Source organism: Mesorhizobium sp. LSHC412B00 (assembly GCF_000503035.1).
Lineage (GTDB): Bacteria > Pseudomonadota > Alphaproteobacteria > Rhizobiales > Rhizobiaceae > Mesorhizobium.
Genome location: NZ_AYWB01000027.1, coordinates 92688 through 106992 on the forward strand (window position 1 = coordinate 92688; position 14305 = coordinate 106992).

Below are 14305 nucleotides of genomic sequence, written 5' to 3' on the forward strand. Positions count from 1 at the left end.
CAATACGACGAGGAAAGCGGCGGCATGAACGACTTGGGGGTCATCGATCGCTTTATGGAGACTTTTACCCGCTTTATCGATAGCGGGTTCGGTCTGCTTTCGGGCGACGTCGCCTTTCTCACCACCATCCTGATTGGCATTGACATCACGCTGGCCGGCCTGGTCTGGGCGTTCGGCGGCGAACCAAACATTCTTGGCCGGCTTGTCCGCAAGGTGCTCTATGTCGGCGCCTTCGCCTTCATCCTGAACAATTTTAAGAATCTCGCCGACATCATCTACCGCTCCTTTGCTGGTCTGGGCATCAATGCCTCCGCCGGCAACCTGTCCGCCGACAATCTCCTGCGGCCAGGCCGCATTGCCGCGGCCGGCTTCGAGGGCGCCTGGCCTCTGCTCGATCAAGCGAGCCAGCTAGTCGGCTTCCCCGAGATCTTTGGCAACGCGCTGACCATCTTCGTGCTGCTTCTCGCCTGGTTCCTGGTCCTCATCGCCTTCTTCATTCTTTCCATCCAGCTTTTCATCACCATCCTGGAGTTCAAGCTGACCACACTGGCCGGCTTCGTCCTGGTGCCCTTCGCGCTCTGGAACCGTTCGGCGTTTCTGGCCGAGCGCGTGCTTGGCAATGTGATCTCCTCGGGCATCAAGGTGATGGTGCTTGCCGTCATCTTTGGCATCGGCTCGACGCTGTTCGGCGAATTTGCATCCGCGCTGCAGGGCAAGGAGCCGGACCTCGCCGCAGCCATGTCGCAGGTGTTGAGTGCGCTTGCCCTGCTTGGTCTCGGCATTTTTGGGCCAGGAATTGCCTCAGGTCTCGTTTCCGGCGCGCCGCAGCTTGGCGCCGGCGCCGCGCTTGGAACCACTGCGGCCGCCGGCGGTTCAGCGCTCGTCGCCGGAGGCACCGCGTTCGCCGGGGTGCGCCTGGCAACCGGTGGCGGTCTTGCCGCCGTTCGGGCCGGCACGGCCATGGGGTCGGCCACCAGCACAGCATGGCAAATGGGCCGAGCAACCTCGCCCGAGTCCGGCCTCTCGGGATTATCTGCTGGCCTGCACGGCGTTGCGAGTGCCGCCGGCGGCGCCGCGATGGTTGGAGTGCGATCCACCGCAGAACCCTTCCGCCGTAGCGCTGACGCCGGTCGCGAGGCCGCCTGGACAGCGAGCGGCGGCACGCCGACCAGCTCGATGACCGGAAGCTCTCCCACTGCAGCTCCCGCTTCGGCGCCTGCCTGGGCAAAGCGCCTGCGTTCCGAACAGACAGCCCGTGCCCATCGCCACGCCGCTACACAGGCGGTGCGCGATGGAGATCGGGGCGGAAGTGGCGTCAATCCCTCCCTAAATGACAAGGAAGACTAGATGCTCTTCAAGCGACCCGTTCAGCGTTACGGAAAGACGTCCGAACCCGTAACACCCTACCAGAAGGCCAGCCAACTCTGGGATGAGCGCATCGGCGCGGCGCGCGTCCAGGCCAAGAACTGGCGCTTCATGGCCTTTGGCTGCCTGGCTCTGACGACGGGGCTTTCCGGTGGGCTTCTGTGGCAGTCGATGCAGGGCCGCGTCGTGCCTTATGTCGTCGAGGTCGACCGCTTTGGCGAGGCGCACGCGGTCGCGCCGGCAGTCCAAAACTACCAGCCTGACGATGCCCAGATCGCCTGGCATCTCAGCCGCTTCATCCAGAATGTCCGTTCGGTTTCCACCGATGCAGTTCTGGTGCGGCAGAATTGGCTGTCGGCCTACGACTTTGCCACCGACCGAGCGGCGTTCTTCCTCAACGAGTATGCCAAGGCGAACGACCCTTTCGGCCAAATCGGCACGCGCAGCGTGTCAGTGCAGGTGACCAGCGTGGTCCGGGCTTCCGACAGCTCGTTCCAGGTCAAATGGACCGAGCAGGTGTTCGAGCGCGGCAGCCTCGCCAGCACGACGCGCTGGACCGGGATCCTCACCATCGTCATCCGACCGCCGAGGACAACCGAGCAGCTGCGCAAAAACCCGCTCGGCGTCTTCGTCAACGCCATCGACTGGTCGCGCGAGCTCGACAGTGCTGCGCCGACGCCCGTTTCCCCAAAGGAGCCCGCCAATGACAAATAGAGTCTCATCGCTTCGAACGGTCCTGATCCTGTCGACCTCGGCTGCGGTTCTTTCGGCCTGCGCCTCGAAGCCAGTGCCACCGCCTCAGATTTCCTATGACTACGAAGACTTCAAACCAGCCGCGATCGAGAAGGCGCCGGAAAAGCCGGTCAAGGTCCTGGAGGTGCCAAAACCCTTGCCATTGCCCGGTCAGTTGATACCCGCACCCGGCAAGCCCGCTGAAGATAAGCGCTCGCCCGAAGGACGGGTCGCCGATGCCAACAAGGCGGCGACGCAGCAACCCACGAAGTTTGGCTATGTCAACGCGGTGCAGGTCTACCCCTTTGCCGATGGCGCGCTCTACCAGCTCTATGCCGCGCCGGAGCGCGTCACCGATATCTCATTGCAGCCAGGCGAGAAACTCACATCGGTATCCGCCGGCGATACGGTGCGCTGGGTGATTGGCGACACCACGAGCGGATCTGGAGACGACCAGCGTACCCATGTCCTGGTCAAACCCTTCGCGCCGGGACTTGCCACCAATCTGGTCATCACGACGGATAGGCGGAGCTATCACCTACAGCTTCAAAGCACGGACAAGACCGCAATGGCGGCGATCTCCTGGACCTATAGCGAGGACCAGATCATCGCGCTCCGCCGCCGCAACGCTGAGGCCGAGTCGGCGACGCCGCTGGCCTCAAATGTCACCCTCGAAAACATCCGCTTCCGTTATACCATCACTGGTGACACGCCGCCCTGGAGGCCGGCGCGCGCCTTCGACGATGGCCGCAAAGTCTATATCGAATTCCCAGGGCGTATCGATCAAGGCGAGGCGCCGCCGCTTTTCATCGTCGGTGCCGACGGAGACAACCAGCTCGTCAATTACCGCATGCGCGGCAACTACTACATCGTCGATCGCCTCTTTGCCGCCGCCGAACTGCGTTTAGGCACGAAGCAGCAGCAGGTGGTGCGCATTACGAGAACTGACGGCAGGCAACCGCCGCGGCGGGTGTCCCTCTTTTCCCGTTTTAGCAGGTGAGGGGAATGCTCATGACCGACACATCCCGCTCCAATGTTCCGCCCAAACTCGATCCCGAACAGCTGCAGCTGCGGGCCTCACCGCGCCGGGCCGTGCGCTTCAGGCGCGGCATAATCGTTGGGATTGCAGCTGTTGGTTCAGGCACCATCTTTGGCGTCACCATGATGGCGCTGCAGGGGCCGGCACTGCGCCTGAAGCAGCAGGCTGAAGAGCTTTACAGCACCGACCGCAACCCGACCGCCGAGGGACTCGAGGCGCTCCCCAAAGACTATTCCGGGATCAAACCGCAGGCCCCAGTGCTTGGGCCGCCCCTGCCTGGCGATCTCGGCCGCCCTATCCTGGAACACCAGCGCCAGCTTGGTATCGCGCCAGGGCAGGAGGTTTCCGCCGAAGAGCAGCGTCTTGCTCAGCAGGCGATCGAGGCGCGAGAGTCGCAAGTCCTCTTCCGCATCGAGATCCGCTCCCGGCAAATGGACGCCGCCGGTAATGGGCAAGGAGCACGCCCGCCGCTTGAAGCGCTGCCGGCCCGATCCGATGCTGAGCGTATGCGAGCTTCCGTGGCACCGGCCGAGGGCGACCAGAACAACCAACAGCGCAAGCTCGATTTTATCGATCAACGGAACACCGGCGGGATTTACAATCCGCATGCGCTGCAGACGCCGGCCTCGCCGTACCAGATCATGGCCGGCAGCGTGATTGCGGCAAGCCTGATCACCGGCATCAATTCCGACTTGCCCGGCCTCGTCGTCGCGCAGGTTACCGAGAATGTGCGCGACAGCGTCACCGGCAGTATCCTACTCATCCCGCAGGGCTCACGGCTGATCGGCACCTACGATAGCGTTGTAGCCTTTGGCCAAAGGCGCGCTCTGTTGGTGTGGCAACGCATCGTGATGCCGGACGGCTCATCTATCGAAATCGACAATCTGCCAGCGACAGATACTGCCGGTTATGCGGGTCTGGAGGACGAGGTGGATTTCCACACCTGGCAGCTGATCAAGGGAGTTGCTCTGGCTACGCTGCTGGGCGTTGGCACTGAGCTGAGTTTTGGAGACAATGAGAGCGACCTCGTCAAGGCGATCCGGGAATCCACCCAGCAGAATGTCAGCCGAGCCGGCCAACGCATCACCGAGAAGAACCTCGATATTCAACCAACCATCACCGTCCGCCCGGGTTGGCCGCTGCGCGTCATCGTGCACAAGGACATTGTGCTCCGGCCATACACGGGTTGAACAGGAGCAGTCATGGCCAATCTAAAGCTCGGAAAACTTCCGGAACGGACGCCTTCGAAGATCACCATCACCATTAGCGCCGACCTGAGCCAGGCACTCAACGACTATGCAGCGCTTTACCGCCAGACCTATGGTGAGTCGGAGACGGTGGCTGAACTTATCCCATTCATGCTGTCCGAGTTCCTCGAAAGCGACCGAGCTTTTGCCAAGGCCAGAAAGGAAGGCCTGCCGGGCGTCCGAGCGTCGGCGAAGCCACCACAGCAATCAGCTTAAACCTACATCGAGTTCCAGCACGGAGCTATTCGAATCGCGCGACCGACCAACCGTCGCCTCCATCGGCGATTTCATGAAAAAAGAACGAGGCGGTCGGACCGCCTCGTTCTTTTTTCTCAGGCCCCTTTAAGGGCGCCCGCTTTTGTTTTTGGTGGCGTCGTTGAGCTTGTAGGTCTGCCCTGCCCTCGGCGTCGGAGGCAGCGGCTCGCCCCTCGTCACGGTCCTCTCCTGGCCGGTATTGCCACCCCTCGTTCCGATAATTCCATATTGTCCTGAACGAGGCGCGGTCTGCCCCGGCTTATACGATTTTGTCATTTCAATACCTCAAGTTTTGATCAAGGCCACAACATCTAGCGTTCTCGCCCTGTGCGAGACTCTATATCAGCTATTGACATTGGGATCAAGTAGGAGAAAATAGGACCTAGTTTTTCTTGAGGAGAGCGTTTATGCCCGCATCCCATGCCCCACTATTGAAAACCGGCCCCGGTCAGGCTGCGCCGCATCTGCATTTCGCCGATGAGGTCTGTCCGACTTGCGACCAGCCCATTCCGCACGATCATTACGAGGAGATCAAAGAGAAGATCGAGCTCCGCCAACGCGAGCAGTTGGCAGAGATCGCCGGCCGACTGCAAGAACTGCAAGAGCAGCACGCGCGTGAGAAAGCGCAGGCGCTCGAACAGGCGCGGCAGGAAGCCGAAGCAAGGATCGCCGCAGCCCGTGAAGATGAGCGCCGCGCACTTGAGGTTGTGGCGAACGAGCGTGTCTCGGTTGCCGAACGCGCAGGCAAAGAGGCACTGGGCGGGCTGCAGGCGAAACTCGATGATGCGCAGGCAGCCCAGGCAGGTGCGGAAGCCAAGATCGAGAAGTTCAAAGAGGAGATGGCCGACAAGGAGAAGACCATCCGCGCCGAGGCCATGGGCGCCGCGGAGGCGGCAATGCTGGATAAGTTCGCGGACAGCGAGCGCCAGCGCAAAGATAGCGAGGCCGCCCTTAATCTGAAGATCGAGTCGATCGAAGCCGGAAAGGCGGCCGCCGAAGCCGCCAGTGTGACGCTGGAAGGCAAGCTGGAGCAGCAACAGCTGGATCACGGGGCGGCGATCGAGAAGGTGAAGTCGGACGCGGTGACGCGCGAAACTGAATACCGGCAGCGGGCCGATGCGGCTGCCGCAGCTGCGGTTCAGGAAAAGGTCGCCGGGCTTGAGGAAGCGAAGGCACAGGCCGAAGCAAAGGCGACTTCGGCCGTTCAGCAAGTCCAGACGCTCCACCATGCCCACGAAGCGCAATTACAGGAACAACGCGAAGTGCTGGAGAAGGCGAGGGACGAGGCGGTGAATGCGGAGAAATCGTTGGCGTTCGAGGAAAGGCTGAAGCTTCAGACCAAATTCGAGGAGCTGAAGCGCGCCTATGACAAGAAAACCGCCGACGAGCTCGGCGAGGGAGCCGAAGTCGACCTCTACGAGGATTTGAAGAGAGAATTTGAGGGAGACAAGATCGAACGGGTCAATCGCGGTCAGCCAGGTGCCGACATCCTCCACACGGTGATGCACAACGGCAAGGAATGCGGCACTATCATCTACGACTCAAAAAATCACGCCAAATGGCGCTTTGACTTTGTGACGAAATTGGCTTCCGACCAGATGGCTGCGAAAGCCGACCATGCCATTTTGTCGACGCGTGTGTTCCCGGCCAAGGTCCGCCATTTGCAGCTGCAGGACGGCGTCATTCTCGCCAATCCGGCACGGGTTGTCGCGATTGTTCAGATTGTCCGCCAGCACCTCATTCAGACTCACAAGCTCAGGCTCAGCACCGAAGAGCGGACGCAAAAGACGGCGGCTCTTTACGACTTCATCACCTCCGAACGTTGCGCCGGCATGCTGGCGAGGATCGATACGCACACCGAGGACCTGCTTGACCTGCAAGTGAAGGAGAAAAAGGCGCACGACGCGACCTGGCGGCGGCAAGGTGAACTCATCCGCTCGGTGCAACGGGTACGCGGCGAGTTGACTGGCGAGATCGACGCCATCGTCGGCACCTCCGAGAATGCGTTGGAGGACTTGCAATGACCAGCGCTGCCGCCAAGCCGGATCGGGAAAATAATGTCGTCGTCAACCTGCAGGAGCGCAGGCTCGACCGCACCGTGCTGCGTACCTATCGCAGGAAGGCCGACATCGATGACATTGTCCCGAACGACAAGCAGCCGCGCATGGGGCCAAAGCTGGACGAGGAGTTGCAACGGCAGATCGAGGCCAATGGAGGCTTGTTCGAACCTTTGCTGGTCGAGCCTCATCCGACGCTGCCTGGGAAGTTCCGCATCATCGACGGCGACCGGCGATGGACCAACTCGCGCGCTCTGGTAGAGCAGGGGAAGGACGAATTTCGGCAGGTGCCTATTGAGGTGACCGACGGCACGCTAGGTGAGGAGGAGCGGCTGCGCGTATGGATTTACATTCACCGCCAGCGCAAGGAATGGGATGCCAAGGAAAAGGAAATGGTCGCCTATCGGCTGGTCGATCTGATGGGCAGAGCCAGTGCGGCCAACATTCTTGGCATCACGGTTCGGGAACTCGACAAGCTGGTGGACGTGTTCGAGCTCTCTGAAAAGTTCACGAGTCTTCGCGATCCGAGTGCCGCCATCACTTGGGCTCGGGAAATGATGGGCGTCAGCAAGAAGCTCCTGACACCAAGCGTCGTCGAAGCCGTCGTCAAGAAGGTCAACCAGAAGCGCATTACCAACTCCAAGGATCTTCGCAAGCTGCGCACGATCCTGCCCGACCCGGTGGCGAGGGCACACTTCTTGAGCGACGCAGGCGATCTCGAATCCGCGATGCTGCGTCTCGGAGCCTCCGACAAGAAAGCGAAGGGTGGCCTTTCCAGCGATCTCGAAATAGTCGTGGAAGCGATGAAAACACTTCCCTGGACCACATTGCAGGAACTCAAAGGCGACCCGGATATTCTCAAAAAAATTGATGACGCCGAGGCCCTGCTGCGATCACTGCGCAAAGCGCTTTCGTAACGCGGTGTCGATGCTCGTCCAAAACGGGCGGCCACAGCGTCTAGGGGTAGGAAGCTGTGCTGGCTAGGTTCCGGCACAAAGGGACGCCTCGAAAAGGAATAGCCGGTGAAGGTCGAGCGAGCGGAAGTCGAAAGCTACGACGTCTATCTCAAGGACAAATCCCGCCCCCCGAGCCGCAGTGGGAACAAGCATGCCTGGCACAGCCATGTTTTGGTCGTTGCTGGGGAAACATACTCGTTCCTTGCACCCTGGTCAGGTAAGTTCGTCTACAAGAACGAAGTGGTCAGCTTCGAATGGCAGTGGAGTGAGAACCAGAAATACCGCAACATCGACCGCGGGACGGTGATTGCCTGGACGCCTGATGGCGAGCACAAGCTGCGTGGTGAGCGAGGGAGCAAAGTCTGGCGAACCGCTGACACGCGCCCACCTGGCCGTCGCACCGAATGGGACGACTGATTAGCATCATCGAACCGGCTAATACCGCGCCGACGACCGGAATCCACTGTTCCAACAGGCCCGTGGCCAAGACCGGGAAGTTTACCAGTGACCGTCCACAGCAAGGCATCGAGACGGAAGCCTTTCTTGAGCAGCACCGCACCGGGGAGGCCGGTTTGTACGGCGCGCCTGTGCATCCAGCCGCCTGGTGACGGCTTGTTGTCGGGGTTCTGTCGTGGTGCGTTAGCTCCGTTAAAGATAGCGTCCTCACTCGGAACATTGACCTGAGGAACGCGACATGAACGCACCGAGCATCGATACAAAGGATCCCAAGTTTCTTGCCTTCTGGACGAAGTGCATCCGCGAAACCTCGCACTGGTCGCAAGAAGCGCTTGCCGCCTCGTCCGGACTTGACGTGCGCACGATCCAGAGGATTGAAGCCGGAAACCCAGTTAGCGTCACGACACGCCGGGCCTTGGCTCGGGGTCTTGGCTATGACAATCCCGACGTGTTTGACGACCCGGAATTTATCAAGGGCGTCCACGAGCTGTTTGAAGGCCTTCGGAAGATTCAAGACGACGAGGTCCAGAAGCAGTTTCCCGACCATATCCGCGTGCCGGTGACGAAAGCCGTCTCCGGAGAGGCGTTGGCGCGCATAGCCTATGAGGCGGACGGTTATCTGTTCAATACCGATGACGCAATCGCTGCAGAGGCGAAGGAGATCGCAGCATCCATGTTCGATTATCTGCGCGACCTTGGCGACATTGCCGATGACATCTCGTTTTCCGAAAAGCGCACCTATCAGCAGGAAGTCGACGGGTTGTTCAGGCAACTCGAGGAGCTTGGCGCGGCCTGCTACCTCGCATTTCGCGCGACCAAGTTGGTAGGCGCCAATTGGGTCGAGAAAACGCCGCTGCCTTTCACGATCGGTTACCTGACGGTTGTTCCTTCCGAGAAGGTTCTGTCCGAGATGATGGTCCCACGCCGCGGTTCTTAGATCCGTAGCGATGTAGAGGCTTCGATGACAGCCCGCCAAATGAAATGTCGGTCATTGGGGCGGTATCGAGCTCGCGGCCGATGGCTTCGTAGAGCGTAGGATGCCGCTGACGGCATCCTCTGCCCGGTGCATGTTGGCCTTGAGTTGATCTTTCATTGCGCCAACCAAGAGGCCGGCGAGTCGCTTTAAACGCCGCGGCAGCTCTCATCGAGCAATGTTTTCTCGCTTCAATGCCGCGCCAGTCTCGACTTGTCCCGCGCAGCACCACCTGACGATTGCGCCGCTGGTGCCGGCAACCGAAATGGCCGTGGCTGGACTATTTCCTCAACCCTAGCGCCCGCAGCAAGGCATCGACCTGACCGAATGCATCCTGCTGCCACTGATCAGGGGTCCGCTCTCCGAGTAGATCTGTCTCTTCAACGAACTGGCGAACACTTGTCGGACCAAACCCGTCTACCTGGTCGAATTTGCCGTTGATATATCCGAATCCTTCTTGGCCTTCCTTCACTGCGAGGACGGGCTCGCAATCCTTGGCCAGGGCTTCGATCCCTCCACCATAATTGCGCACACAATAATATATGTCATAGGCGTCCTTGCGCTTCAGCCGGTTCTGGATGGCAAAGCCTTTCATCGCGAGCAAGGCGGGAATTGATGCGACAGCGATCTTGACCTGATTGGTACCGCCGCCAGGCATGTCGCCTGTTATTGCGACGTACAGATAAAAGCGAAGAGCAAGCTCCGCGCCGTCAGCTCGCTGAACCGCAAATTTCTCGATAAGCGGCGGCCGGTTCTTGACAATCTTGGCGTCGATCGGCCGCAGGAAATCGACTACCACGTCGATGGCTTCACCGCCATCTTTGGCAGGCACATTGCGGACGAGCTGGAAGGCTCGCAACTCCTCGCTCTGCTTGTAGCCGTTTTCCATCAGCGACTCGACGAGCTTGGCATACTCGCCGTCGCCTAGCGCCTCCGCATCGAGCCCGAGATCGACATCGAGCGTACCGACATGCCGCATCTCATCGTTCTCAAGCAGGAGCCAGGGCACCGCGCCACCGATAACGGCAAACTTGCCTTTGAAACTGCCGAGGATCTGGCCGATTTCGAGTAGCACGGATTTCACCGCCTGGGTGGTGCGGTCATCATATTCAGCGGCAGACTGCGCTTCCGGAACGGTTACACGTGCCATTTGAGTTTCTCTTTCCGCAAGTACTCCGCCGCTTCCCTGCCGCGTTCTCCCGCCACCCAGAGGTCAAGATAGGTCTGCACTGGGCTGGTGGTGGAGATCCCTGGGGAGGGTTCAATGGCATCGAGCAGCGGGCCCGTGTCCTTTAAGACCGTAACCACAACATTCTCGCCGCGTGCGGCTGAACTCAAATTGAGGGCGGTACGAGCCCGCTCGAGACCATTGCCACTTGCGTAGAAAAAATGTGTTCCGGTACGCGCATACGGAGCTAGCCACTGCGCGGCCGAAAACGACGCCAGCGCCATCTGGCTCAATGATGGATCAGGCTCGCCGTTGCGCCGAATGACTTCGTCGAAGGCCTTCCCGTGCAATGTCGTGTAAAAGCCCATTCGCCGTCCAGCGGGTGGTTCGTAGACATCCCGCCAGGCGTCGAGCAGAGCATCCGGCTCCGTCAGCGATATCCCGTCTTCACCGATCTTTGCCCATTCCCGCGCTACGAGCGCGGTGCGCATGTTGCTTACATGGCCGAGGCTCACCTGAGCGCGCTCTGCGAGCTCGGTTACACGCCAAAAGTGGCCCGGGTTGCGCAACATGGTTCGCAAGACCTGCGCCGACTTCGGTTTGAAGATCGACTTGACCTCTCGCCGTTCGGTGGCGGGCTTGGTGGGGACGACGCGCTCGACAAAGACTCCATCAAACGCAAGGCGGCAATTACCCTCAAAGTCTAAAAAGCTGACGCCGGCCTCGGTGCAGATATCCCGCGTCTGCGGCATCAGAAACGGAGCAATGAAAACCGGAACAGCATGTTTTTCGTTCAACCCAGCCGCTGCTCGATGAAGCAGTGTGATGGCGTCCCTGGCGTGGCGAGGCTGTCCGGTCGATTTGACTTCGCAGAGGAGAACATGTCTGGACCCGAAAGCGCGAATGTGGGCGATCAAATCGACGCCGCGGTCGGGCCCGGAAGGGAATTCTTCGATTCTATCGATCTTGATCGGAGGAATCGACCCAAGCAGGCTTTTCAAGGCCTGCGCGGCTTGCTCTTCCACCTCTTTCAATGAGTTTGGCGCTTTCAGCATTTGCTGAAAATAGCATTTTCACTAAAACAAGTACAGCTACTTTCACCAAAAATGGCAATTTCAACGTATGCTGAAACGCTTACTTTTAGTGAAATATCGGCAGTTTCGATCGATCCGTCACTAAGGGTAATCGAGGGGAGGAGGTACGCCCAGCGATCACGTCTACGACCGGTGGCTTGGAGTCGATCGGCGGTCCTGAGCTTCATGGCAGTTCGGTAATGGATCTGCCCCTCGTCCTGGGTTATGAAAGTTGTCGCCGGTTTCATTGACAATTCAGAATTCAGACGGGGGATTCAGCAATCGTTGACGCATGGTGCCTTCGTTCTCTGTCCGGTCTTCAAGGCTTAGGCCCCAAGATTGGCGGGTAGCGACAAAGTCTTCCGGTTCTTTAATCCATTCAAACCTGACGTCGCTCTCGGTAAAAATGTATCCGAGCCTGTTGGCTTGAGAGTTCCGAAACCAAGGCGAAAGCTTTTCCGGTAACAGCCGGCACATCGATGACGCGACTATCATGTTGCCGATTAGGTCCTGTGTACTGGCTTCCTCGTTGGTCACCATATCGGCAACGTCAACCAGCTCTTCAAAAGCATATCGGAGGTTTTTAGCTTCCTCTTCGGCCGCTTCCTGGTCCGTAAGGTACAGTTCAACTACTTGAAAACGGCTAAGAGTATCTTCCGAAAAACTCAAGTATTCTTTTCCGATCTTTAAAACTTGTGGTGTACTAGGATTTGGGTATTTTGGAGGTTCCACAAATGTGATCTTGAGTTTTTCTCCATCGGTCGGTTTTTGCGGGTCCCTCATATTAAAGTCTGGCTTATAGTAAAAGCTAGTATTTCCGAAAAATACAGCGCGTAGTGCTGCAGCAGATTGGCAAGTCTTTCGAAGTGATACGAGGAGGTTTGCCATCTCAGTATTACGGTTGGACAAATTGATCGCACGCTCAGCAATTTCGGATTGGCGAGTCGTGAGATAAATATTGTAAACACTCACAAGAGAAACAACTATGGCGGAAACGGTGCTAATTATTCCCGTGTAGGGGTTTAGCCAACCTAAATGCGGTCTATCGTTCTTCCGCCGCCGTGTATTTTTCTCTAGCAACAATCTGCGAATCCCCCTAGGTCCCAACCTATACGAGAATGCCGCATTCCTTTGTCAAGATGTAACCTGCCGACAAATGCTATACATGCACGGTTTTCCGTCCCCTCGAGGCCTCGGACGTGCGGACGGTGAACTCCGCAAGTCAGGCTATGCCTTGGCCGGTCACTGGTCGCCGGATCGGAGGCGGTCGGAAAAAGTGAGGCGCGTTTGCAAAGCCATTGATTTCTAATAAACGGGGTTTTCGCGCTGCGGCTGATTTCGCTCGAATACGGCAGAGCCTCGGGTCTATCATACGGTCGTTCGTCTCTTGATTGTCAGCTTGATTTTCGGAGGTTAGAGGTTCGCCTCGACCTTTGGCGAACCGTCGCTGTTTGGTTTCAACGCAGACCCTCGCGATGGTATATGGAGAGTAGGCTTGCCGCGTCCCCCGATTGAGATCACCCGCGTTTTTTTGCTCTCCAGTTCATCTAGATAATCGGCCCACCATTGCATCATCTTGACGCGCTCCTCCCAATGCTCCGCCCTAGCGTAGGCGCGACGAACGTCGTTGTTCTCTACGTGGGCCAGTTGCCGCTCTATGGCGTCCGGGTGCCACTTTCCGCATTCGTTTAGCAGAGTTGATGCCGTTGCTCGAAAACCGTGCGAGGTAGCTTCTTCCTTGCCGTAGCCCATACGGCGCAGGGCGGCGTTAAGCGTGTTGTCGGAAATCGGGCGCGAACCCGATCGAACACTAGGAAACAGCAGCGATCCACCGCCAGAGATTTCTCTGAGTAAGGTCAGGACGCTAACAGCTTGCCTTGAAAGTGGTACGCGGTGCGGCCGTCGCATTTTCATGTGTGCTTCAGGGATGATCCACACCGAGCTTTCGAAATCGAACTCGTGCCATTCGGCCGCGCGCAGTTCGCCGGGCCGGGGAAACAGCAGCGCCATCAGCTTCAGGGCCGCTCGGGTCGTAGGCTGTCCGTCAAATGCATCGATCGCCCTCAGCAGGCCTCCCAAGGCCTTCGGATCGGTAATCGCGGCGCGCGGCGTGACCGTCGGACTGATGAGTGCGCCCCTGAGTGCGATCGTCGGATCTGCTTCGGCACGTGCGGTCGCGATTGCGTATCGAAACACGGTGCCAATGGTGGAGCGCAATCGTCTGGCCGACTCGTATCGACCGCGAACCTCTACGCGGCGTAGGGCAGTAAGGACGGTGGCCGTATCGATCTCCCGAATGCACTTGTCGCCGATGGCCGAATAGGCAAAGTCGAGCAGCCATTTGACCTTGGTAATCGTCCGATCGGCACGCCCCTCCTTCTTCAGCTTGTCAACGTATTCGTCCGCGATTGACCGAAAGGAGTCTTTTGCCGAACCGGCCTTGCGCAAACTGCGTTCCTGTCCGGGGTCGATGCCAGCCAGCAGAAGACGCTTAGCATCATCGCGGGCCTTACGTGCCTCGGCTAGGGAGATAAGGGGATAGCTGCCCAACGCCAAAAGTTTCTGCTTGCCGTCAAAGCGGTAGGCGAGCCGCCAAAGGCGAGATCCTGTGGGCTGCACCCATAGCTGGAGCCCGCCACCGTCAGACAGTTTCACGAGTTTGGGACCTGGGCGAGCGTTTCGGCATTTCACGTCGGAAAGGGCCATTCGACATCTCCTTTGGCTGTTTCGATACCATCAGGATGCCGAATACCAACGGAAATACCATCCCCGCGCCCCGTTGGACCAAATACGCTGAAAGCAGTCGAGATGCGTCCAAGTGCGCCACTAGGACCGAAAAAATAAGTGATTTCAACCGCTTGCAAAGACGGAAGCGTAGAAGCTTCGGCAAAACGGAGTATGGGGAGAGGTGCCCTTCCCGAGAGATGGGTGACAGTTCATTCCGGAGACATGGGTTACACTTTCGGCCCTTTGCAAGGAGAGCA

13 protein-coding genes are annotated in these 14305 nt (G+C 58.8%); 9 read left to right on the forward strand and 4 right to left on the reverse strand.

Features of this window, described 5'->3' with window-relative positions; genetic code table 11:
• Positions 1 to 24 precede the first annotated feature (24 nt).
• From trbL to X757_RS136740, 9 genes are all read left to right on the forward strand, one after another.
• Positions 25 to 1347 (forward strand): P-type conjugative transfer protein TrbL, encoded by a 1323-nt coding sequence (trbL, locus tag X757_RS136780; protein WP_023727921.1) that lies wholly within the window; start codon positions 25 to 27, stop codon positions 1345 to 1347.
• Positions 1348 to 2079 carry a conjugal transfer protein TrbF gene (trbF, locus tag X757_RS136775; RefSeq protein ID WP_023727922.1) on the forward strand — a complete coding sequence of 244 codons (732 nt, stop codon included), beginning with the start codon at positions 1348 to 1350 and terminating at the stop codon, positions 2077 to 2079.
• The gene (trbG, locus tag X757_RS136770) at positions 2069 to 3097 is read left to right on the forward strand and encodes a P-type conjugative transfer protein TrbG (protein ID WP_023727923.1); all 1029 of its coding nucleotides are present in this window, start codon (positions 2069 to 2071) and stop codon (positions 3095 to 3097) included. Before trbF ends, trbG begins: the two co-directional genes overlap by 11 nt.
• Before the next feature lie 11 nt (positions 3098 to 3108).
• A complete protein-coding gene (locus X757_RS136765; RefSeq protein WP_023834066.1) occupies positions 3109 to 4326 on the forward strand; it encodes a TrbI/VirB10 family protein in 1218 nt (405 codons plus the stop codon).
• Between the two features lie 12 nt (positions 4327 to 4338).
• Entirely contained in the window at positions 4339 to 4599 is a 261-nt protein-coding gene (locus tag X757_RS136760) for a DUF2274 domain-containing protein (protein WP_023727925.1), read from the forward strand.
• Between the two features lie 446 nt (positions 4600 to 5045).
• On the forward strand, positions 5046 to 6662 hold the full coding sequence (locus X757_RS136755) for a DUF2130 domain-containing protein (RefSeq protein WP_084629728.1): 1617 nt from the start codon (positions 5046 to 5048) through the stop codon (positions 6660 to 6662).
• The gene (locus X757_RS136750) at positions 6659 to 7612 is read left to right on the forward strand and encodes a ParB/RepB/Spo0J family partition protein (RefSeq protein WP_023727927.1); all 954 of its coding nucleotides are present in this window, start codon (positions 6659 to 6661) and stop codon (positions 7610 to 7612) included. Before X757_RS136755 ends, X757_RS136750 begins: the two co-directional genes overlap by 4 nt.
• Positions 7613 to 7717: 105 nt before the next feature.
• Complete coding sequence (locus tag X757_RS136745; protein WP_023727928.1) at positions 7718 to 8068, forward strand: hypothetical protein; 351 nt, start codon at positions 7718 to 7720, stop codon at positions 8066 to 8068.
• 277 nt (positions 8069 to 8345) lie between these two features.
• The gene (locus X757_RS136740; protein WP_023727930.1) at positions 8346 to 9044 is read left to right on the forward strand and encodes a helix-turn-helix domain-containing protein; all 699 of its coding nucleotides are present in this window, start codon (positions 8346 to 8348) and stop codon (positions 9042 to 9044) included.
• Between the two features lie 316 nt (positions 9045 to 9360).
• On the opposite strand, the gene X757_RS136735 is transcribed toward X757_RS136740, so the two are convergent.
• The 4 genes from X757_RS136735 to X757_RS136725 all read right to left on the reverse strand — a co-directional run bounded on the left by X757_RS136735 (position 9361) and on the right by X757_RS136725 (position 14027).
• Positions 9361 to 10230 (reverse strand): nucleotidyl transferase AbiEii/AbiGii toxin family protein, encoded by an 870-nt coding sequence (locus X757_RS136735; RefSeq protein ID WP_023727931.1) that lies wholly within the window; start codon positions 10228 to 10230, stop codon positions 9361 to 9363.
• Positions 10218 to 11303 (reverse strand): type IV toxin-antitoxin system AbiEi family antitoxin, encoded by a 1086-nt coding sequence (locus X757_RS136730; protein ID WP_023727932.1) that lies wholly within the window; start codon positions 11301 to 11303, stop codon positions 10218 to 10220. The genes X757_RS136735 and X757_RS136730 overlap by 13 nt, the downstream gene beginning before the upstream one ends.
• A 273-nt stretch (positions 11304 to 11576) precedes the next feature.
• Positions 11577 to 12404 carry a hypothetical protein gene (locus X757_RS1000000168290; RefSeq protein ID WP_155923549.1) on the reverse strand — a complete coding sequence of 276 codons (828 nt, stop codon included), beginning with the start codon at positions 12402 to 12404 and terminating at the stop codon, positions 11577 to 11579.
• 330 nt (positions 12405 to 12734) lie between these two features.
• Positions 12735 to 14027, reverse strand: coding sequence for an integrase arm-type DNA-binding domain-containing protein (locus X757_RS136725; RefSeq protein WP_023727934.1), 1293 nt, complete (start codon positions 14025 to 14027; stop codon positions 12735 to 12737).
• Positions 14028 to 14305 lie beyond the last annotated feature (278 nt).